This window comes from Streptomyces sp. NPDC002176 (assembly GCF_044903645.1).
GTDB lineage: Bacteria > Actinomycetota > Actinomycetes > Streptomycetales > Streptomycetaceae > Streptomyces.
The window spans coordinates 341,212-360,529 of sequence record NZ_JBJDQW010000003.1 but is presented as its reverse complement, the minus strand read 5'-3'; the positions used below and the strand labels follow the sequence as shown (position 1 = coordinate 360,529).

18 protein-coding genes are annotated in these 19,318 nt (G+C 73.5%); 13 read left to right on the top strand and 5 right to left on the bottom strand.

Annotation, left to right across the window (positions count from 1 at the left end; genetic code table 11):
- The first annotated feature begins 167 nt into the window (after nucleotides 1-167).
- Both ACI2LY_RS15430 and ACI2LY_RS15425 read left to right on the top strand, forming a co-directional pair.
- Nucleotides 168-1,172 carry an NlpC/P60 family protein gene (locus ACI2LY_RS15430; protein WP_404707577.1) on the top strand — a complete coding sequence of 335 codons (1,005 nt, stop codon included), beginning with the start codon at nucleotides 168-170 and terminating at the stop codon, nucleotides 1,170-1,172.
- A gap of 29 nt (nucleotides 1,173-1,201) precedes the next feature.
- Nucleotides 1,202-2,389, top strand: a complete 1,188-nt coding sequence (locus ACI2LY_RS15425) for a hypothetical protein (protein WP_404707576.1) — start codon at nucleotides 1,202-1,204, stop codon at nucleotides 2,387-2,389.
- Between the two features lie 3 nt (nucleotides 2,390-2,392).
- On the opposite strand, the gene ACI2LY_RS15420 is transcribed toward ACI2LY_RS15425, so the two are convergent.
- Entirely contained in the window at nucleotides 2,393-3,628 is a 1,236-nt protein-coding gene (locus tag ACI2LY_RS15420) for a glycosyltransferase 87 family protein (protein WP_404707575.1), read from the bottom strand.
- A gap of 128 nt (nucleotides 3,629-3,756) precedes the next feature.
- Between ACI2LY_RS15420 and ACI2LY_RS15415 the strand changes: the two genes are divergently transcribed.
- Nucleotides 3,757-4,899: a glycosyltransferase family 4 protein gene (locus ACI2LY_RS15415; RefSeq protein ID WP_404707574.1), complete on the top strand. Its 1,143-nt coding sequence runs from the start codon at nucleotides 3,757-3,759 to the stop codon at nucleotides 4,897-4,899.
- Nucleotides 4,900-4,949: 50 nt separating this feature from the next.
- Here the strand turns inward: ACI2LY_RS15415 and ACI2LY_RS15410 are convergent, their stop codons facing one another.
- On the bottom strand, nucleotides 4,950-6,758 hold the full coding sequence (locus ACI2LY_RS15410; RefSeq protein ID WP_404707573.1) for an AMP-dependent synthetase/ligase: 1,809 nt from the start codon (nucleotides 6,756-6,758) through the stop codon (nucleotides 4,950-4,952).
- A 251-nt stretch (nucleotides 6,759-7,009) separates the two neighbouring features.
- Between ACI2LY_RS15410 and ACI2LY_RS15405 the strand changes: the two genes are divergently transcribed.
- The 6 genes from ACI2LY_RS15405 to ACI2LY_RS15380 all read left to right on the top strand — a co-directional run bounded on the left by ACI2LY_RS15405 (nucleotide 7,010) and on the right by ACI2LY_RS15380 (nucleotide 12,020).
- Nucleotides 7,010-7,807: a metallophosphoesterase gene (locus ACI2LY_RS15405; RefSeq protein WP_404707572.1), complete on the top strand. Its 798-nt coding sequence runs from the start codon at nucleotides 7,010-7,012 to the stop codon at nucleotides 7,805-7,807.
- 97 nt (nucleotides 7,808-7,904) lie between these two features.
- On the top strand, nucleotides 7,905-8,345 hold the full coding sequence (locus ACI2LY_RS15400) for an SRPBCC family protein (protein WP_388992523.1): 441 nt from the start codon (nucleotides 7,905-7,907) through the stop codon (nucleotides 8,343-8,345).
- A gap of 49 nt (nucleotides 8,346-8,394) precedes the next feature.
- The gene (locus ACI2LY_RS15395; RefSeq protein ID WP_404707571.1) at nucleotides 8,395-9,567 is read left to right on the top strand and encodes an ArsA family ATPase; all 1,173 of its coding nucleotides are present in this window, start codon (nucleotides 8,395-8,397) and stop codon (nucleotides 9,565-9,567) included.
- A gap of 56 nt (nucleotides 9,568-9,623) precedes the next feature.
- Nucleotides 9,624-10,130, top strand: a complete 507-nt coding sequence (locus tag ACI2LY_RS15390; RefSeq protein ID WP_393597071.1) for a DUF5304 domain-containing protein — start codon at nucleotides 9,624-9,626, stop codon at nucleotides 10,128-10,130.
- 67 nt (nucleotides 10,131-10,197) lie between these two features.
- On the top strand, nucleotides 10,198-11,151 hold the full coding sequence (locus tag ACI2LY_RS15385; protein WP_388992514.1) for an ROK family glucokinase: 954 nt from the start codon (nucleotides 10,198-10,200) through the stop codon (nucleotides 11,149-11,151).
- Nucleotides 11,152-11,267: 116 nt separating this feature from the next.
- Nucleotides 11,268-12,020, top strand: coding sequence for an endonuclease/exonuclease/phosphatase family protein (locus tag ACI2LY_RS15380; protein ID WP_404707570.1), 753 nt, complete (start codon nucleotides 11,268-11,270; stop codon nucleotides 12,018-12,020).
- 9 nt (nucleotides 12,021-12,029) lie between these two features.
- Here ACI2LY_RS15380 and ACI2LY_RS15375 read toward each other — a convergent pair whose 3' ends face one another.
- Both ACI2LY_RS15375 and ACI2LY_RS15370 read right to left on the bottom strand, forming a co-directional pair.
- Complete coding sequence (locus ACI2LY_RS15375; RefSeq protein ID WP_404707569.1) at nucleotides 12,030-12,629, bottom strand: hypothetical protein; 600 nt, start codon at nucleotides 12,627-12,629, stop codon at nucleotides 12,030-12,032.
- Nucleotides 12,622-13,401 carry an alpha/beta hydrolase gene (locus tag ACI2LY_RS15370; RefSeq protein ID WP_404707568.1) on the bottom strand — a complete coding sequence of 260 codons (780 nt, stop codon included), beginning with the start codon at nucleotides 13,399-13,401 and terminating at the stop codon, nucleotides 12,622-12,624. Before ACI2LY_RS15370 ends, ACI2LY_RS15375 begins: the two co-directional genes overlap by 8 nt.
- A 160-nt stretch (nucleotides 13,402-13,561) precedes the next feature.
- Between ACI2LY_RS15370 and ACI2LY_RS15365 the strand changes: the two genes are divergently transcribed.
- The 4 genes from ACI2LY_RS15365 to ACI2LY_RS15350 all read left to right on the top strand — a co-directional run bounded on the left by ACI2LY_RS15365 (nucleotide 13,562) and on the right by ACI2LY_RS15350 (nucleotide 17,314).
- Nucleotides 13,562-14,302: a lysophospholipid acyltransferase family protein gene (locus ACI2LY_RS15365; RefSeq protein WP_388994421.1), complete on the top strand. Its 741-nt coding sequence runs from the start codon at nucleotides 13,562-13,564 to the stop codon at nucleotides 14,300-14,302.
- A 57-nt stretch (nucleotides 14,303-14,359) separates the two neighbouring features.
- Nucleotides 14,360-15,526 (top strand): MacS family sensor histidine kinase, encoded by a 1,167-nt coding sequence (macS, locus tag ACI2LY_RS15360; protein ID WP_404707567.1) that lies wholly within the window; start codon nucleotides 14,360-14,362, stop codon nucleotides 15,524-15,526.
- Entirely contained in the window at nucleotides 15,523-16,197 is a 675-nt protein-coding gene (locus ACI2LY_RS15355) for a response regulator (RefSeq protein ID WP_393603851.1), read from the top strand. Before macS ends, ACI2LY_RS15355 begins: the two co-directional genes overlap by 4 nt.
- An 88-nt stretch (nucleotides 16,198-16,285) precedes the next feature.
- Nucleotides 16,286-17,314, top strand: a complete 1,029-nt coding sequence (locus tag ACI2LY_RS15350; protein ID WP_404708147.1) for a 6-phosphofructokinase — start codon at nucleotides 16,286-16,288, stop codon at nucleotides 17,312-17,314.
- A 6-nt stretch (nucleotides 17,315-17,320) separates the two neighbouring features.
- On the opposite strand, the gene ACI2LY_RS15345 is transcribed toward ACI2LY_RS15350, so the two are convergent.
- A complete protein-coding gene (locus tag ACI2LY_RS15345) occupies nucleotides 17,321-19,192 on the bottom strand; it encodes an anthranilate synthase family protein (RefSeq protein ID WP_404707566.1) in 1,872 nt (623 codons plus the stop codon).
- Nucleotides 19,193-19,318: the final 126 nt, after the last annotated feature.

Genomic DNA, 19,318 nt, shown 5'->3' with positions numbered 1-19,318 from the left:
ACCCGCCCGAACGGGCGAATCACGGCACCGCGCGACCCCTGGCGCCCCGCCGCTGACCTGCGTCGGCGTCGGGGCGTCACCGTGTGTGCGCACGGCGGTCGTTGGCCGGTGGGTGCCGCTGCGGCTACTGTCTGGCGCGTTTCCCGTCGTCCAGGGGAAGGACCGCCGTGGCGTCCCATCGCCGTCCCGCAACATCCGGCTGCGACCGGGGTGCCGCCGCCCTGTGCGTGCTGTCGGCCGCGGCCGCCGCCCTCGGCGCCGTACCCGCCGCGCACGCGTCGCCACGCGACGGCGCCCGCGCCGAACTGGACCGGCTCTACGCGGCCGCCGAGCGCGCCACCGAGGACTACGACCGGGCCGACGAGCACGCCGACCAGCTCCGCCGCGAGGTCCGCACCGCCCAGGACCACATCGCCCGCACCCAGCAGCGAGTCAACTCCCTGCGGGAGAAGCTGGGTTCGCTCGCCGGGGCGGAATACCGCTCCGGCGGCATCGACCCGGCCGTCGCCCTGCTGTTCTCCGCCGACCCCGACGACTACCTCGACAAGGCGTCCGTCGTCGACCGCATCGACACCCGCCAGGCCGGGCAGCTGCGCGAACTGAGCGGCGCGCTGCGCGACCTCGCCCAGGAGCGGGCCGAGGCGCAGGCCAAGCTCGGCGACCTGGAGCGCGGCCGCAAGGCGGTCGCCGCGCACAAGCGGAGCGTGCGGGAGAAACTCGCCCGCGCCCGGCGGCTGTTCGACTCCCTGCCCGGCGCCGACCGCGCCGACTACAACCGTGCCTCCCGCTCCGGCCGGGCCGACCTCACCGGCCTCACCGGCCTCGACCCCCGTGCCACCGCCGCGCTCGCCGCCGCCCGCTCCGCGCTCGGCCGCCCGTACGTGTGGGGCGCCAACGGGCCCTCCGGCTTCGACTGTTCCGGTCTGATGCAGTGGTCGTACGCCAGGGCCGGCGTCCAGCTCCCGCGCACCTCGCAGGCCCAGCGGAACGCCGGACACCACGTCCCGCTCTCCCAGGCCCGCCCCGGCGACCTGGTGATCTACCGCTCCGACGCCAGCCATGTGGCGATGTACGTCGGCAACGGCCAGGTCATCCACGCGCCCCACCCCGGCGCGCCGGTGCGCTACGACCGGGTCGGCATGCTCCCGATCTCCGCGGTGACCCGGCCCTGAGCCCTCCCCGCACCCCGTACGATCGGACGGTGGCCGGCCGGGACGGAGCGTGGCGAGCAGCGGCGGCGGGACTCTGCCTGCTGCTCCTGCCGGCGTTCGCCGGATGCGGCCACCCGCCGCCGGACTCCGGCGCACGCGCCGAGGTGCAGCGGGTCCTGGACCATCGGGCCACCGCCCTGCTCGGCCACGACGAGGCCGCGTACGCCACCACCGGCACCCGCATCCCCTACACCCGGCTCCGGGCGCTCCCGCTGGCCTCCTGGGCCTACCGGATCACCGCGCTGCGCGCCGACGGCACCAGCGCGGACGCCGAACTGCGCTACCGGGTCGCCGGACAGGACACCGCCCCCGTCATCGCCCGCCGCACCCTCACCCTGAGCCACACCGCGGACGGCGGCTGGTACGTCACCGCCGAGGGGCCCGCGCAGGGCGCCGGACAGCAGCTGTGGGACCAGGGCACGGTCAGCGCCGTCAGCGGCGCGCACAGCCTGGTGCTGGGCACCGGGCAGAGCACCGCCGAGCTGCGCGGCTTCGCCCGGCTCGCCGACCGCGCCGTCCCCGCGGTCTCCCGCGCCTGGGGTGCGCGCTGGGCCCGGCGGGTCGTCGTCCTGGTGCCCCGCTCACTGGACGGCATGGCCGCGCTGCTCGGCTCGCCCGCCGCCCAGTACCGGGGCATCGCCGCCGTCACCACCGCCGAGACACCGGGCGCCGACCGGGCCCCGGCGGACCGGGTGGTCGTCAACCCGGAGGCGTACGCCATCCTCGGTGACCTGGGCAAACAGGTCGTGCTCACTCACGAGACCACCCATGTCGCCACCCGCTCCGCGACCACCGCCGCCACCCCGCTCTGGCTCTCCGAGGGGTACGCGGACTGGACCGGCTACCTCGACACCGGCCGCACCCCGGCCGAGGCCGCCCCCGAACTCACCCGCGCCGTCGCGGACGGCCATCTCCCGGCCGCGCTCCCCGCCGACAAGGACTTCGGCTTCACCGGGGACCCGGCGGGCCTCGCGCGGTCCTACGAGTCCGGCTGGCTGGCCTGCCGGATGATCGCCGACCGCTGGGGCGAGGAGGAGCTGCGCGCCTTCTACCGGGCCGTCGGCGCCCACCGCACCCGTCCGGGCGCGGTCGAGGGGGCGCTGAAACAGGTGCTGGACACCACCCCGGAGGAGTTCACCGCCCGCTGGCAGGACTACGTCCGGGACCAGCTGGGCTGAGCCTCAGGGCGCGACCGGCGACTCGTCCGCGCGGTCCGCCGTGACCGGGGCGGGCGCGGCCGGTTCCGGGGACACCGTGGAGCGCCACAGGCGGCGGGCCGCCGCGAGGGAGGCGGCGACCAGCAGGCCGTTGCGCACCACCATCAGCGTCACGCCGTACCAGTCGCTGGTCACCACGTGGATGAACCCGATCGGGAACTCCAGCAGCGTGACCAGGGACGCCACCGCCACCATCAGCGCGGGCGCCGTCATCCGGGACGCGCGGTGGGTCAGGCACACCGCGGCCAGCCCGATCAGCCACACCAGATACTGCGGGCTGATCACCCGGCTGGTCACCGTGAACAGCAGCACCGCCGTGAACGCGGCCTCGGGGAGCGTCAGTCCGTCCGTCCGGACCACCCGCAGCCGCCACAGCACCAGCCAGCCGAACGCGGCCCCGGTCAGCACCAGCGCGGCCGTGCTCACCACCCCGACGTACGGGCCGAGGAACTCGATCGAGCCGTAGTTCAGCAGCACCTGGCCCTCCCAGCCGAAGTGCCGGGCCACATGGAAGACCAGCGCGCCCAGCGACTCCACCTCGGTGCCCCGGTCCCGCTGGAAGGTCAGGAAGGCGAACGCGCCCGGCATCGACACCGCGAACAGTGCCGCGAGCCCGGCCGCCGTCACGGCCGCCGACGCCCACGGACGGCGCCGGAAGGAGCCCGTCAGCAGCAGCGCGGGCCACACCTTCACCATCGCCCCGAGCGCGGTCAGCACCCCGAACACGCGCGGGTGCCGGGCGGCCACCAGCAGCGCGGCCACGGCCAGGGCGGTCACCATCACGTCGTAGCGCGCGTACACCGTGGGCCCGAGCAGCGGGACGGCCGCCGTCCACAGCCAGGCCCCGCGCGGCGACCGCCCCGGCCCGCGGCCGTAGCGCAGCAGCAGGCAGAGCACCGCGAGGTCGGTGAGGCAGCACAGGACGAAGAACGCGTCCGTGTAGTCCAGGAACGGCAGCAGGCCGGGGGAGAGGACCGCCAGCGCCGCCGCGGGCGGGTACTGCCAGGTGACGTCGTCCAGCGGAAACGTTCCTTGACGCAGGACCTCGTACCAGCCGCGGTAGATCACCGACACGTCCGAGGTGACGTCCGGGCCCGTGACGGTGATCACCTTGAACACGGTCAGCAGCAGGACGGCACGGCTCGCCGCCCACACCGCCGCGAGCCACGCCAGGGACCGCCCGGCGCCCTTCGTGTGCACGTGATCCCCTGCCGTTCGGTCGTGTCTTGTACGCGTCGAAGTGCTCATGATGTCCTCTGCGGCCGTGCCCCTGCCACCGACTCCGCCCGGCCCGGCCCCCGGCGGGCCACCCGGTAGGGTCGGCGGCGATGCACAAGACCCTGATCGTGACCAACGACTTTCCGCCCCGCCCCGGCGGCATCCAGGCGTTCCTGCACAACATGGCGCTGCGCCTGGACCCGGACCGGATCGTCGTGTACGCCTCCACCTGGAAGCGCGGCCGCGAGGGCGCCGAGGCCACCGCGGCCTTCGACGCCGAGCAGCCCTTCACCGTCGTACGCGACCGTACGACCATGCTGCTGCCCACCCCGGGGGCGACCCGGCGGGCGGTCGGGCTGCTGCGTGAGCACGGCTGCACCTCGGTGTGGTTCGGGGCGGCGGCGCCGCTCGGGCTGATGGCACCCGCGCTGCGCCAGGCCGGTGCCGAGCGGCTGGTGGCCACCACCCACGGTCACGAGGCGGGCTGGGCCCAGCTGCCGGGTGCGCGCGGGCTGCTGCGCCGGATCGGCGAGTCCACCGACACGATCACCTACCTCGGCGAGTACACCCGGTCCCGGATCGCCGCCGCGCTCACTCCTCAGGCGGCCGGACGGATGGTCCAGCTGCCGCCCGGTGTCGACGAGAAGACCTTCCACCCCGGCTCCGGCGGGGACGAGGTGCGCGCCCGGCTCGGCCTCACCGACCGGCCGGTCGTGGTGTGCGTCTCCCGGCTGGTGCCGAGGAAGGGCCAGGACACCCTGATCCGGGCCATGCCGCACATCCTCGCCGCCCAGCCGGACGCCGTGCTGCTCGTCGTCGGCGGCGGCCCCTACGAGGCCGACCTGCGCCGCCTGGCCGCCGAGACCGGCGTCGCGGACTCCGTACGGTTCACCGGCGCGGTGCCCTGGGCCGAGCTGCCCGCGCACTACGGCGCCGGGGACGTGTTCGCCATGCCGTGCCGCACCCGGCGCGGCGGGCTGGACGTGGAGGGGCTCGGCATCGTCTACCTGGAGGCGTCCGCGACCGGGCTGCCCGTCGTCGCCGGGGACTCCGGCGGCGCCCCGGACGCCGTGCTCGACGGCGAGACCGGCTGGGTGGTCCGGGGCGGCGAACCCGCCGAGGCCGCCGAGCGGATCACCGCCCTGCTCGCCGACGAGGGGCTGCGCCGCCGGATGGGCGAGCGCGGCCGTGCCTGGGTCGAGGAGAAGTGGCGCTGGGACCTGCTGGCCGAACGGCTGAAGGTGCTGCTCTGACGGAACGGCGCCGGGGAATCCCCGGCGCCGCTCTCTTCGGTGACGGTGCGTCAGGAGGCAGGCTGCTTCGCGTAGATGGCCTCGATGTCGGCCGCGTAGTCCTTCGCCACCACGTTCCGCTTCAGCTTCAGCGAGGGCGTGAGGTGACCCGACTCCTCGGTGAACTGGATCGGCAGGATGCGGAACTTGCGCACCGACTCCGCCTTCGACACCGCCGCGTTGCCGTCGTCCACGGCCGCCTGGATCGCCGCGTTCAGCTCCGGGTCGTCGCGCAGCGAGTCGGCCGTCGCGCCCGCGGGCTTGCCGTTCTCCGCGGCCCACCGGCCGAGGAACTCCTCGTCGATGGTGACCAGCGCGCCCACGAACGGCCGCCCGTCGCCCACCACCATGCACTCCGCGACCAGCGCGTGCGCGCGGATACGGTCCTCTATCACCGCCGGGGCGACGTTCTTGCCGCCCGCCGTGACGATGATCTCCTTCTTGCGGCCGGTGATCCGGAGGTAGCCGTCCTCGTCCAGGGTGCCGATGTCCCCGGTGTGGAACCAGCCGTCGGCCAGCGCCTCGGCGGTCGCGTCCGGGTTGTTCCAGTACTCCTTGAACAGGTGCTCGCCGTGCAGCAGCACCTCGCCGTCGTCCGCGATCCGCACGACCGAGCCGGGCAGCGGCTGGCCGACCGTGCCGATCTTCTGCCGGTCCCACGGGTTGAACGCCGTGGCCGCGCAGGACTCGGTCAGGCCGTAGCCCTCCAGCACCGTGAACCCGATGCCCCGGAAGAAGTGGCCGAGCCGCTCGCCCAGCGGGGCACCGCCGGAGATCGCGAACTCGCCCCGGCCGCCGAGCACCGCCCGCAGCTTGCCGTAGACCAGCTTGTCGAAGACCTTGTGCTTGAGCCGCACCTTCAGCGACGGGCCCGCCGGGGTGTCCAGCGCCTTGCTGTACGCGATGGCGGCATCCGCGGCCTTGTCGAAGATCGCGCCCTTGCCGTCGGCCTGCGCCTTGGCCCGCGCGGTGTTGTAGACCTTCTCGAAGACGCGCGGCACGCCCAGGATCAGCGTCGGCCGGAACGCGGACAGCTCGTCGGTGAGGTTCTTGATGTCCGGGACACAGCCCAGCTTGATCGGCGCCATCATCGGCGCGACCTGCACCAGCCGTCCGAAGACGTGCGCCAGCGGCAGGAACAGCAGCACCGAGCACTCACCGGTACGGAACAGCGGGCGCAGGCGCTCCACGATGTTGCCGCACTCCGCGAAGAAGCTGCGGTGGGTCAGCACACAGCCCTTGGGGCGGCCGGTGGTGCCGCTGGTGTAGACGATGGTCGCCGGGTCGTCCGCCTTGGCGAGCGAGCCGCGCTCCGCGACCGTCGCGTCCGACACGTCCTGCCCGAGCCGCGTCAGCTCCTCCAGGCCCCCGGCCTCGATCTGCCACACGTGCTTCAGCGCGGGCAGCGACTCGCGCACCGAGTCCACGGCGGCCGCGTGGGCGTCCAGCTCCACGAAGGCGGCGGTCGCACCGGAGTCGGACAAGATCCAGCGCACCTGCTCCGGCGAACTCGTCTCGTACACCGGCACGGTGACCGCGCCCGCGCTCCAGATGGCGAAGTCCAGCAGCGTCCACTCGTAGCGGGTGCGGGACATCAGGCCGACCCGGTCGCCCGGCTGCACACCGGCGGCGATGATGCCCTTGGCGGCGGTGTGCACCTCGGCGAGGAACTGCCGGGCCGTCACGTCCTGCCAGGCGCCGCCCACCTTGCGGGCGATGACCGCGACGTCCGGGTGCTGGGCGGCGTTTCTGCGGACGATGTCCGTCAGATTGCCGTCGGCGGGGACCTCGTACAAAGCCGGAAGGCTGAACTCGCGCAAAACTGCTGCTCCTCGGGGCGGGTGCTCGGGGGTCCCGCCTGCCGGGGTGTTCTCCGGAGCACGACCGGACTGCCCGGACGTTACCCGCCGGTATGACCTCTGGGACAGGGGGTCCGTGCCAGATGTTCGCTGCGTCACACGGGATAACCCGCTTGGGCGCACAGTAGTCCACCTCTTGACCAACGGGCGAGTAACCGCAGGCCAGACGGGCCACTGTTCACGTAGACCGCACACCTCTACCCTTGATCGCCATGGCTTCCACACCCACCCGGGGCACCCGGAACCGCGTACACGTGGTCAGCGACGTGCACGGGAACGCCCGTGACCTCGCGCGGGCCGGGGAGGGCGCCGACGCGCTGATCTGCCTCGGCGACCTCGTCCTCTTCCTCGACTACGCCGACCACTCGCGCGGCATCTTCCCCGACCTGTTCGGCGAGGAGAACGCCGACCGGATCGTCGAGCTGCGCACCGCCCGCCGCTTCGAGGAGGCCCGCGCCCTCGGGCGGCGGCTGTGGGCCGGGATCGGCGCCGACCGGGACGCCGCCATCGAGCAGGCCGTACGCCGCCAGTACGCCGAGCTGTTCGCCGCCTTCCCCACCCCGACCTACGCCACCTACGGCAATGTCGACATGCCCCCGCTGTGGCGGGAGTACGCCGGGCCCGGCACCACCGTGCTGGACGGCGAGCGGGTGGAGATCGGCGGCCGCGTCTTCGGCTTCGTCGGCGGCGGCCTGCGCACCCCCATGCGCACCCCGTACGAGATCGACGACGAGGAGTACGCGGCGAAGATCGAGGCCGTCGGCGAGGTCGACGTGCTGTGCACCCACATCCCGCCCGAGGTGCCCGAACTGGTCTACGACACCGTCGCCCGCCGCTTCGAGCGCGGCAGCCGCGCCCTGCTGGCCGCCATCCGGCGCACGAAACCCCGCTACTCCCTCTTCGGCCACGTCCACCAGCCGCTCGCCCGCCGGATGCGGATCGGCGCGACCGAGTGCGTGAACGTGGGGCACTTCGCCGGGACCGGAAAGCCGTGGGCGCTGGAGTGGTGACCGCGGGCCGGGGACGGCGCGGTAGCCTTCACGCTGCACACACGTGCGCACCCCGCGCGTGAGAGAACGTCCGGCCGCATCTGGAGGAGCCACGGCGATGGCGGAACACACCAGTTCGAGCATCACGATCGAGGCGGCCCCGGCCGACGTCATGGCGGTGATCGCCGACTTCTCCCGCTACCCGGACTGGACCGGCGAGGTCAAGGAGGCCGAGGTCCTGGAGACCGACGGCCGCGGCCGCGCCGAGGAGGTCCGCCTCGTCATGGACGCGGGCGCCATCAAGGACGACCAGACCCTCGCCTACACCTGGACCGGCGAGCACGAGGTCTCCTGGACCCTGGTGAAGTCCCAGATGCTCCGCTCCCTGGACGGCAGCTACCTGCTCAAGCCCGCGGGCGCCGCGGCCACCGAGGTCACCTACCGCCTCACGGTCGACGTCAAGATCCCCATGCTCGGCATGATCAAGCGCAAGGCCGAGAAGGTCATCATCGACCGCGCGCTGGCGGGCCTGAAGAAGCGCGTCGAGACGGGTTCCTGATCCCCGGCCCTCCCCGCCGGGGGCTGAGGCTCCGTTACCGTTCAGCCTCATGCGTACCCTCCTGATCACCGGGCCGGGCGGCAGTGGCCGCACCAGCGTCGCCGCCGCCACCGGGCTCGCCGCCGCCCGCACCGGCGCCCGCGTGCTCGTGCTCGGCGCCGACCGGGCCGACACGCTCGGCGCGGCCCTCGGCACGGTGACGGGACCCACGCCCACCGAGGCCGCCGAGAACCTCACCGTCTGGCGCCCCGACGCCGGTGCCCGCTTCCGCGAGGACCTCACCGCCTTCCAGAGCCGCGCCGCCACCGTCCTCGACCTGCTCGGCGCCTCCCGGCTGGACGCCGAGGAGGTCACCCCGCTGCCCGGCGCCGAGGAACTCTCCCTGCTGCGCGCCCTGCGCGACGCCGCCCTCTCCGAGCGCTACGACCTCCTCGTCGTGGACCTCCCCCCGCTGCCCCAAGCACTCGACCTGCTCGCCCTCCCCGAGGAACTCCGCCGCTACCTGCGCCGCCTCCTCCCGCCCGAGCGGCAGGCCGCCCGCGCCCTGCGCCCGGTCCTCGGCCGCCTCGCCGGGGTCCCCATGCCCGCCGACTGGCTCTACGAGACGGCCGCCCGCTGGGACCTCGAACTCGCCGCCGTCGAAGCCGTCGTCGCCGACAAGGGCACCACCGTCCGCCTGGTCGCCGAACCCGGCCCGGCCGGGGACGACGCCGTCCGCACCGCCACCCTCGGCCTCGCCCTGCGCGGACTGCGCGCCGAGACCCTGATCGCCAACCGGGTGCTGCCCGAGTCCGCCGACGGCACCTGGCTCGCCGGACCCTTCGCCCAGCAGCGCAAGACCCTCGCCGACTGGGCCGAGGCGTACGCCGTGCACACCGTCCCCCACCTCGGCCGCGACCCGCGCGGCACCGACGACCTCACCGCCCTCGCCCCGCCCGGCGCCGACCCCGCGCCCGCCTCCGTCGAGTGGCCGGTCACCGACCGCCTCGCCGAGGACGGCACCCTCGTCTGGCGCCTCCCGCTGCCCGGCGCCGTACGCGGCGACCTCGACCTGATCCGGCGCGGCGACGAACTCCTCGTCACCGCCGGACCCTTCCACCGGATCGTCTCCCTCCCCTCCGCCCTGCGCCGCTGCACCGTCGCCGGAGCCGCGCTGGCCGACGGCGAGCTGTCCGTCCGGTTCGCACCCGACCCCGCCCTGTGGCCCGGCACGGGACGGTGAACGGACACCCCCGTTCGGGTAACGTCGAAGACGCGAACCGTAGTCAGGAGCCCGCCATGAGCGAAGAGCGTCCCGCACCCCAGCCCCCCGAGGAGCCCGAAGCTCCTGAAGCGCCGCGCGTGGGCGACGCCGACGCCTGGGCCACCGCCACCGCCGAGGACCTGGCCGCCGAGAAGGCCCGCCGTCGCGGCACCAACCCGCCGCCCCCCGGCACCGCCGCCGAGGAGCTCCGTCGGCTCATGGACTCCGTGGCCGACAAGATCTCCGGGCTGCAGTCCCCGCTGCTCGGCGCGGTCGCCGGGCCCGCGGCCCAGCAGGCGGTGCGCCAGATGGTCCAGCAGGCCAAGGCCGCCGTCGAACCGGTCGTCGAGCGCAACCCCCAGGTCTTCGACCACCTCGCCGCCGCCGGGACCGAGCTGCTCGCCGCCTACCGCTCGGCCGTCCAGGCCCAGGAGCGGCGCTGGACCACCGGCCCCACCCCGCCCCCGGCCGACACCCCGCCGCCCGGCCGCCGCGACCCAGGTGAGGGCACCGGACCGGGCGAGCGCATCGACCTGGACTGACGGTCTGTCCCGGTGGGGCCTCGGGTACCGTTGGCGGTAGCGGGGCTCGACCGGAACTGAGGGATTCATGGGACTCACCATCGGCGTCGACATCGGCGGCACCAAGATCGCGGCCGGCGTGGTCGACGAGGAAGGCAACATCCTCTCGACCTTCAAGGTGCCGACCCCCAACACGCCCGAGGCCATCGTGGACGCCATCGCCTCGGCCGTGGAGGGCGCGCGTGCCGGACACGACATCGTCGGCGTGGGCATCGGCGCGGCCGGCTATGTGAACCGGCAGCGCTCGACCGTGTACTTCGCGCCCAACATCGACTGGCGCCAGGAGCCGCTCAAGGAGAAGGTCGAGGCCCGCGTGGGTCTCCCGGTCGTCGTGGAGAACGACGCCAACGCGGCCGCCTGGGGCGAGTACAAGTTCGGCGCGGGCAAGGGCCACCGCAACGTCATCTGCATCACGCTCGGCACCGGCCTGGGCGGCGGCATCATCATCGGCAACAAGCTGCGCCGGGGTCACTTCGGCGTGGCCGCCGAGTTCGGCCACATCCGGATGGTCCCGGACGGCCTGCTGTGCGGCTGCGGCTCGCAGGGCTGCTGGGAGCAGTACGCCTCCGGCCGCGCCCTGGTCCGCTACGCCAAGCAGCGCGCCAACGCCACCCCCGAGAACGCCGAGATCCTGCTCGGCCTCGGCGACGGCACCCCCGACGGCATCGAGGGCAAGCACATCTCGGTGGCCGCCCGCCAGGGCGACCCGGTGGCCGTGGACTCCTACCGTGAGCTGGCCCGCTGGGCGGGCGCCGGTCTCGCGGACCTGGCCTCGCTGTTCGACCCGTCCGCGTTCATCGTGGGCGGCGGCCTCTCCGACGAGGGCGAGCTGGTCCTCGACCCCATCCGCAAGTCGTACAAGCGCTGGCTGGTCGGCGGCAACTGGCGCCCGGTGGCCGACGTCATCGCGGCCCAGCTCGGCAACAAGGCGGGCATGGTCGGCGCGGCGGACCTGGCGAGGGAGCCGGACCCGGTGATGTAAGGGTCATTTCTCGAGTGACCTCAGCTGTGCCAACTCAGGGGCGCGGGGAACTGCGCGACAAGCCACGACGAACCGGCGGTCGCGATCGATCCCCGCGCCCCGAGTAGGTTGATCACATGCCAACCCCGTTCCCCAACTCCCATACGGAGTCAGACGGTTCCGCGATCATCCGGGTTCTCGGCTACAACGTCCGCTCCCTGAGGGACGACACCGAAGCCCTGGCAAGAGTCATCGACGCCTGCGCCCCCGACGTACTCCTCCTCCAGGAAGCCCCCCGCTTCTTCCGCTGGCGCAAGAAGCTGGCCCGCCTCGCCAAGGCCACCAACCTCGTCTACCTCACCGGCGGAGCCCCCGCGGCGGGCCCCGCGATCCTCTGCTCCCTGCGGGCCACGGTCGAGAGCACGGAGGACACCCTGCTGCCCCTCACACCGGGCCAGCACCGAAGGGGCCTCGCCACCGCGATCGTCCGCTTCGGCAAGGCCCGGCTGGGGCTCATCAGCTGCCACCTCGGGCTCCAGAAGGCCGAACGGCGAGCGCACGGCGGCCTGCTCCTGGACCGCCTGGGCAAACTGGGCGTGGACCACGCCGTGATCGGCGGCGACCTGAACGAGGGCCCGACCGGCCCCGCCTTCACCCTCCTCGCCGACGCCCTCCAGGACGCCGCGGCCGTCGCCCCCCAGGGAGGCACGGACACCTTCCCCGCCACGGGCCCCGACCGCCGTATCGACGCCGTCCTCGCCACCCGGAACATCGAGGTGCTGGCCTGCGGGGTCCCCACCGACCTGCCCGGCGTCACCGGGAGCGACCTGAGGGCGGCCACGGACCACCTTCCGGTCCTGGCCGCCCTCAGAATCCCGGCGAACTCCTGAGCGGGTGTCTCAGACGACGGCGCCCCGGCCCGGGTCGTCGTCGCCGTCGTCGTCCGGGCGCATCCGGGTCACCAGGGTGACGAAGCCGCCGAGGAAGCCGCCGATGGAGACGGTCGTCAGCCACCAGGTCATCTCCCAGCCCAGCAGTACGGCGAGCAGCAGCAGGATCGGACCGCCGACCACCCCGAGCCAGGCGAACTTGGCGGTGGTGTCGGCGACGGGCAGCGGCGGCGGCTCGGGCGGTTCGAAATGGCCCTCGCCGTCGTCGGGCTCGGCCGGTGTGTGGTCGCGGGGGCCGATACCGGGCGCGAAGGTGACCGAGCTGCCCAGCGGCCGTACGGGCGCGGCCTTCGGAGTCTCGTCGGCGGCGCGGTCCGCGGTGTCCCCGGCCTCCTCGGCGTCGTCGGTGTCGTCGGTGTCGTCGTCCGGCTCGGGGTCGTTCTCCGGCAGGGCGAGGTCCTCGATGGACCGGAAGGGTCTGGCGCCCGGCGGGTCCGGCGGCTCGGCGCCGTACCCCGCGACGATGGCCCGCCAGACGGCGTCCTCGTCGAAGGGCACGCCCTGCTCGTCCGGCTCGCGGCCCTCGCGACCGGAGTCCTGCTCAGCCAACGGAGGCCGTCCCTTCCTTGCCGACACGGGGTGCGAGCCGGTCGATGAAGGCGAGGCTCTCCTCGACGATCCGGTCCGCGTCATGGTCCAACGTCGCCACGTGGTAGCTCTGTTCCAGCACGCTCTCGGTCACGTCCGTGGAGGACACCCGGCTCAGCACCCGCGCCGAGTCGGCCGCCGGGACCACATGGTCCACGGCACTGCGCAGCAGCAGCAACGGCTGGGTGACCTGCGGCAGCTCGCCGTCCACCAGACGCAGGAACTGGCGCAGGGAGTGCGCCGCGTGCAGCGGGACCCGGTCGTAGCCCAGCTCGGTGGTGGCGCCCTTGGCGATGTCGCTGGCGATGCCCTTGGTGGAGGGCACCAGGTGCCGGACCACGGGCAGGGCGTGCGCGGCGAGTCCGTGCACCCGGTTCGCCGGGTTGACGACGACCACTCCGGCGACGCGCTCACCGTGCTTCGCCGCCAGCCGCAGCGCCAGCGCGCCGCCCATCGACAGCCCGGCGACGAACACCTGCTCGCAGCGCTCGGAGAGCTGCCACAGCTCGCGGTCGAGGTGGGCGTACCAGTCCTGCCAGCCGGTGGCCCGCAGGTCCTCCCAGCGGGTGCCGTGACCGGGCAGGAGGGGCAGCGACACCGACAGGCCGTGCGCGGCGAGATGCTCCGCCCAGGGACGCAGCGACTGGGGCGAGCCGGTGAAACCGTGGCAGAGGAGAACCCCCACCTCCCCGCCGTCATGGCGGTACGGCTCGGCTCCGGGAAGGACCGGCACCTTTGGGGCTCCTGTTCCGGTATGTGGATCTCTGGGGAGTGCGGTACTGGCGGATGTGCTTCACCGTACGCGACCGCATCGCCACCGACCAGGGTCGTCGGAGCCATTGGCGGCGGTCCGGGTTAAGGTCTGTTCGACGGAAACGGGAGGCACGCGGGTGTTGTACGGCACGATGAAGGTTGCCATCGGGGGGCCGCTGAAGGTCGCCTTCAGACCCTGGGTCGAGGGACTGGAGAACATCCCGGCCGAGGGGGCCGCCATTCTGGCGAGCAATCACCTGTCCTTCTCGGACTCGTTCTTCCTGCCCGTGATGCTGGACCGCAAGGTCACCTTCATCGCCAAGGCCGAGTACTTCACCACCCCCGGGGTCAAGGGACGGCTGACGGCCGCCTTCTTCAAGGGCGTCGGGCAGCTCCCCGTCGACCGCTCCGGCGCGCGCGGTGCGGGCGAGGCCGCGATCAAGAGCGGCATAGAGGTGCTGAAGCGCGGTGAGCTGTTCGGCATCTATCCCGAGGGCACCCGTTCGCCCGACGGCCGCCTCTACCGGGGCAAGCCCGGCGGTCTGGCCCGCGTGGCGCTGGCCACCGGCGCGCCGGTCATCCCGGTGGCGATGATCGACACCGAGAAGATCCAGCCGCCCGGCAAGGTGATGCCCAAGCTGATGCGGCCCGGCATCCGGATCGGCAAGCCGCTGGACTTCAGCCGCTACCAGGGCATGGACCACGACCGGTTCGTGCTGCGGGCGGTGACGGACGAGGTCATGTACGAGATCATGAAGCTCTCCGGCCAGGAGTACGTCGACATCTACGCGACCGCCGCCAAGCGGCAGCTCGCGGAGGCGGCGAAGGCGGCGAAGGAAGCCGGAAAGGCCGAGAAGGAAGCGGAGAAGACCGGGGCCTAGCGCACCCGGCTCGGGGGAGGCGGGGGCGCCGTGGCCAGGGGTGGACAAGTCTTGCGGATGTCGGTCGAGCTGCCGCTGTGGCGCGCGCTCACCGGCTACCGCGTCCTGACGATGCTGTACGCGATCGGCCTGGGCGCCACCGCCTACGGCCACTTCGTCCGCCCCTGGCTGGCCCTCGGCTACTACGCGCTGCTGGTCCTCTGGACGCTCGCCACCGTGACTCGGGTGACGAGCGCGGCCCGCTGCACCCGGTGGTTCCTCGCGGCCGACCTGGCCGTCGCGGTCCTCGGCATCCTGCTCACCCCGCTCGCCGACGACCCGCACCGGATCGCGGGCGGCGGCCCCACCCTGCCGTCGATATGGACGGCGGGCGCGGTGCTCGCCTTCGCCCTGAAGGGCGGCTGGCGCTGGGCCGCCGTCGCCTCCACGGCCGTCGCCGTGGCCAACCTGGTCGAGCGGGGCGCCCCGGCACGGGACACCGTGCACAACGTGATCCTGGTCTGGGTCGCCGCCATCGCCATCGGCTACGTCGTCGAGGTCGCCCGCGCCTCCGAGCGCACCCTCGCCCGCGCCCTGGAGATCGAGGCCGCCACCCGCGAGCGGGAGCGCCTCGCCCGCGACATCCACGACAGCGTGCTCCAGGTGCTGGCCATGGTGCAGCGGCGCGGCGCGGTCATCGGCGGCGAGGCGGCCGAGCTGGGACGGCTCGCCGGGGATCAGGAGATCGCCCTGCGCACCCTGGTCGCGGGCGGCCTGCTCCCCGCCGCCCGTGTCCCGGCCGGTCCGGTGCCGGACGACGACGGCCCCCTGGACCTGCGTACCCTGCTCGCCCCGTACGCCGGGTCCCGGGTGAGCCTGGCCGAACCGGGTGCCCCCGTACGGCTGGCCCCGGCCGCGGCACGCGAGCTGGCGGCCGCGGTCGGAGCCGCCCTGGACAATGTGCGTCGGCACGCGGGCGACGAGGCCCGCGCCTGGATTCTGGTCGAGGACGAGCCCGACGCGATCATCGTCACCGTCCGCGACGACGGCCCCGGCATCCCCGAGGGCCGACTCGCCCGCGCCGAGGGCGAGGGCAGGCTCGGGGTGGCCCAGTCGATCCGGGGACGGCTGCGCGACCTCGGCGGCAGCGCCGAGGTGATCTCCGTGCCCGGTCAGGGCACCGAGGTCGAGTTGAAGGTACCGAAGAGCGCCGAGACGGCGCGGGGGAAGGCGGAACGGCGATGACCGAGCAGGACCCGATCAAGGTGATGGTGGTCGACGACCACCCCATGTGGCGCGACGCGGTCGCCCGCGACCTGGCCGAGTCCGGGCTGCACGTGGTCGCCACCGCGGGCGACGGCGAGCAGGCGGTGCGCCGCGCCAAGGCCGCCGCCCCCGACGTGCTGGTGCTCGACCTCAACCTGCCCGCCAAGCCCGGTGTGCAGGTGTGCAAGGAACTCATCGCCCACGACCCGGCCCTGCGCGTCCTGGTGCTCTCCGCCAGCGGCGAGCACGCCGATGTGCTGGAGGCCGTGAAGTCGGGCGCCACCGGCTATCTGCTGAAGTCGGCGTCCACCGGCGAACTGCTGGACGCGGTCCGCCGTACCGCCGTCGGCGACCCGGTGTTCACCCCTGGCCTCGCCGGACTGGTGCTCGGCGAGTACCGGCGGCTGGCCGCCGAGCCCGCGCCCGCCCCCGAGGCCGGAGCGCCGGGCGCGCCCCGGCTCACCGACCGGGAGACCGAGGTGCTGCGGCTGGTCGCCAAGGGCCTGAGCTACAAGCAGATCGCGGAACGCCTGGTCATCTCGCACCGCACGGTCCAGAACCACGTCCAGAACACCCTGGGCAAGCTCCAGCTGCACAACCGGGTGGAACTGGTCCGGTACGCGATCGAGCGCGGCCTCGACGACGACTGATTCACCGGATTCGCCCTTCCCACCTCGTTGTGTGACCTGTATCACCATTACCGTGGCTGAGTCGGTCATCGCGGCGAAGGGACGAGCCATGCGCGTCGGAGTACTGACCGGGGGCGGCGACTGCCCGGGCCTCAACGCCGTCATCCGGGCCATCGTCCGCAAGGGCGTCCAGGAGTACGGCTACGACTTCACCGGCTTCCGGGACGGCTGGCGCGGCCCCCTCGAAGGCCGCACCGTCCCGCTGGACATCCCCGCCGTGCGCGGCATCCTCCCGCGCGGCGGCACCATCCTCGGCTCCTCCCGCACCAACCCCCTCAAGGCCGAGGACGGGGTGCGCCGGGTCCGGGAGAACCTCGCCGAACAGGGCGTCGACGCGCTGATCGCCATCGGCGGCGAGGACACCCTCGGCGTCGCCGCCACGCTGTACGAGGAGCACGGCGTGCCCTGCGTGGGCGTGCCCAAGACCATCGACAACGACCTGTCCGGCACCGACTACACCTTCGGTTTCGACACCGCCGTCAACATCGCCACCGAGGCCATCGACCGGCTGCACACCACCGCCGAGTCCCACATGCGGGTGCTGGTCTGCGAGGTGATGGGCAGGCACGCGGGCTGGATCGCGCTGCACTCCGGGCTCGCCGGGGGCGCCAACGTCATCCTCATCCCCGAGCACCGCTTCGACCTCGACCAGGTGTGCGCCTGGATCACCTCCCGCTTCGAGGCGGCGTACGCCCCGATCGTGGTCGTCGCGGAGGGGGCGATGCCGAGGGAGGGCGAGATGGTGCTCAAGGACGAGTCGCACGACTCCTTCGGGCACGTCAGGCTGTCCGGGGTGGGGGAGTGGCTCGCCAAGCAGATCGAGCAGCGCACCGGGAAGGAGGCCCGCACCACCGTGCTCGGACATGTGCAGCGCGGCGGCACCCCGAGCGCCTTCGACCGCTGGCTCGCCACCCGCTTCGGACTGCACGCCATCGACTGCGTCCACGACGGCGACTTCGGCAAGATGGTCGCCCTCCAGGGCACCCGCATCGAACGCATCCCGATCTCCGAGGCGACCGCCGAGCTGAAGACGGTCGACCCGGAGCTGTACGCGGAGGCCGGGGTGTTCTTCGGCTGACGCTTGTTACGAGCCCGTGCGTGCCGTCAGCAGGCCGGAGACCAACTCCCGTACCAGAGCAGCCCCGTTGACGGTCAGCACCGACTCCGGGTGGAACTGCACCGAGGCGAACCGGCCGGAGCGCAGCGCGTGCACCTCACCGTCCCGCGTACGGCTCACCTCCACGCCGTGCGCGGCCAGCTCGCGCGCCGCCTCGTCGTCGCAGCGGGCCACGAAGCTGTTGTAGAAGCCGACCGTCTCCGACCGCCCGAACAGGTCGATCACCGTCTGCGCCCCCTGGTACGGCACCCGCTTGCGGACGATGTCCAGCCCCAGCTCCGCCGCGATCAGCTCGTGCCCGAGGCACACCCCGAGCACCCCGTGCCGGTGCTCGCGCAGCACCGTCGCCGTCAGCTCGCGCAGCCGCCGCATCTTCGGGTCGGCCGCGTCCGAGGGGTCGCCGGGGCCGGGACCCAGCACCACCGGGCCCTCGTGCGCCCGCACCGCCTCGGTGAGCCCCGGCTCGTCGAAGCGCCGTACGGTCACCTCCAGGCCGCCCGAGCGCAGGACGTGCGCCAGCATCGCGGTGAAGGTGTCCTCGCCGTCGACCACCAGCGCGTGCGCGCCCAGCGGGGCGGCCGGTTCCCGCATCCGCAGCCAGAACGGCGCCAGCGCCGAGCGGCGCCCGTCCAGCGCGGCCCGCACCCTCGGGTCGTCCGCCAGCCGGGGCCGCTCCCGCTCCGCGCGCGGCCGGGCCGGGCGCACCCCGAGCGCGGCCAGCACGCCCGCCGCCTTCGCGTGGGTCTCGGCCACCTCACCGGCCGGGTCCGAGCCGCGCACCAGGGTCGCGCCGACCAGCACCCTCAGGTGTCCGTCGGCGGCGATGTCGGCGGTGCGGATCAGGATGGGGGAGTCCAGGGTGCGGGCACCTCCGGCGTCCCGGCCGAGCAGGGCCAGCGCGCCCGCGTAGTAGCCGCGCCCGGTGGGCTCGTACCGCTCGATCACCCGGCAGGCGTTCTGCACCGGGGAGCCGGTGACGGTCGCGGCGAACATGGTCTCGCGCAGCACGTCCCGGACGTCCAGCGAGGTCTTGCCGCGCAGCTCGTACTCGGTGTGCGCGAGGTGGGCCATCTCCTTCAGCCGGGGGCCGACCACCACCCCGCCCCGGTCGCCGACGGTGCACATCATCTTCAGTTCCTCGTCGACCACCATGGACAGCTCCTCGGTCTCCTTGGTGTCGGCGAGGAAGTCCAGCAGGTGTTCCGGGGTCGGCCCCTCGGCGGGATAGCGGTACGTCCCGCTGATCGGGTTCATCACCACCGTGCCGCCGGACATCCGCACATGGACCTCCGGACTCGCCCCGACCAGCGTCCGGTCCCCGGTGTGCACCACGAACGTCCAGTACGCGCCCCGCTCTCCCGCCAGCAGCCGCCGGAACAGCGCGAGCGCGTCGGCCCGGGAGAAGCCGGGGATCTCGCCCCGGTAGGTCCGCCGGATCACGAAGTTGGCGCCCTCGCCCCGCCCGATCTCCTCGCGCAGCACCCGGCCGACGATCTCCCCGTACTCCTCGTCGGGCACGTCGAACCCGCCGTCCTCGACCCGTACGGGATGCGCGGGCAGGGTGTCCAGCGCCGTCGCGAGCGGGACCTCGTACGACTCCTCGGGGTGCAGCACCAGCAGCGGGGTGCCGTCGTCGCGGACGTCGAAGCCGCGCTCGCGGATCTGCCGGAACGGGATCAGGGCCAGGCCCTCGTCGGGCAGCTCGGCCAGCTCCTCGTGGGCGGTGACCGGGCCGAGCAGCACCTCCACCGAGGAGGTGTCCCGGCCGGGGGTGCGGCGGTGCAGCAGGGCGAAGGGGCGGTCGCCGTCGGCGAGACGGGCCAGGTCGGGCTGGTTCATGGGGGTCCTCTTGCGTCGGGCGGTCCGGAAAGCCGGAAAGGCGGGGACGACGGACGCCGGTCGTGGGACGGACCCCGGGAAACACCGAAGGCCGCCCCTCGGGCGGCCTTCGCGGAAGTCTCGGTA

What these genes read in the sequence shown, in the direction of transcription:
- ACI2LY_RS15415 (WP_404707574.1), top strand. Translation starts at nt 3,757, where the DNA reads ATGCACAAGACCCTGATCGTGACCAACGACTTTCCGCCCCGCCCCGGC.
- ACI2LY_RS15405 (WP_404707572.1), top strand. Translation starts at nt 7,010, where the DNA reads ATGGCTTCCACACCCACCCGGGGCACCCGGAACCGCGTACACGTGGTC.
- ACI2LY_RS15400 (WP_388992523.1), top strand. Translation starts at nt 7,905, where the DNA reads ATGGCGGAACACACCAGTTCGAGCATCACGATCGAGGCGGCCCCGGCC.
- ACI2LY_RS15395 (WP_404707571.1), top strand. Translation starts at nt 8,395, where the DNA reads ATGCGTACCCTCCTGATCACCGGGCCGGGCGGCAGTGGCCGCACCAGC.
- ACI2LY_RS15390 (WP_393597071.1), top strand. Translation starts at nt 9,624, where the DNA reads ATGAGCGAAGAGCGTCCCGCACCCCAGCCCCCCGAGGAGCCCGAAGCT.
- ACI2LY_RS15385 (WP_388992514.1), top strand. Translation starts at nt 10,198, where the DNA reads ATGGGACTCACCATCGGCGTCGACATCGGCGGCACCAAGATCGCGGCC.
- ACI2LY_RS15380 (WP_404707570.1), top strand. Translation starts at nt 11,268, where the DNA reads ATGCCAACCCCGTTCCCCAACTCCCATACGGAGTCAGACGGTTCCGCG.
- macS (WP_404707567.1), top strand. Translation starts at nt 14,360, where the DNA reads ATGTCGGTCGAGCTGCCGCTGTGGCGCGCGCTCACCGGCTACCGCGTC.
- ACI2LY_RS15355 (WP_393603851.1), top strand. Translation starts at nt 15,523, where the DNA reads ATGACCGAGCAGGACCCGATCAAGGTGATGGTGGTCGACGACCACCCC.
- ACI2LY_RS15350 (WP_404708147.1), top strand. Translation starts at nt 16,286, where the DNA reads ATGCGCGTCGGAGTACTGACCGGGGGCGGCGACTGCCCGGGCCTCAAC.
- ACI2LY_RS15345 (WP_404707566.1), bottom strand. Translation starts at nt 19,192, where the DNA reads ATGAACCAGCCCGACCTGGCCCGTCTCGCCGACGGCGACCGCCCCTTC.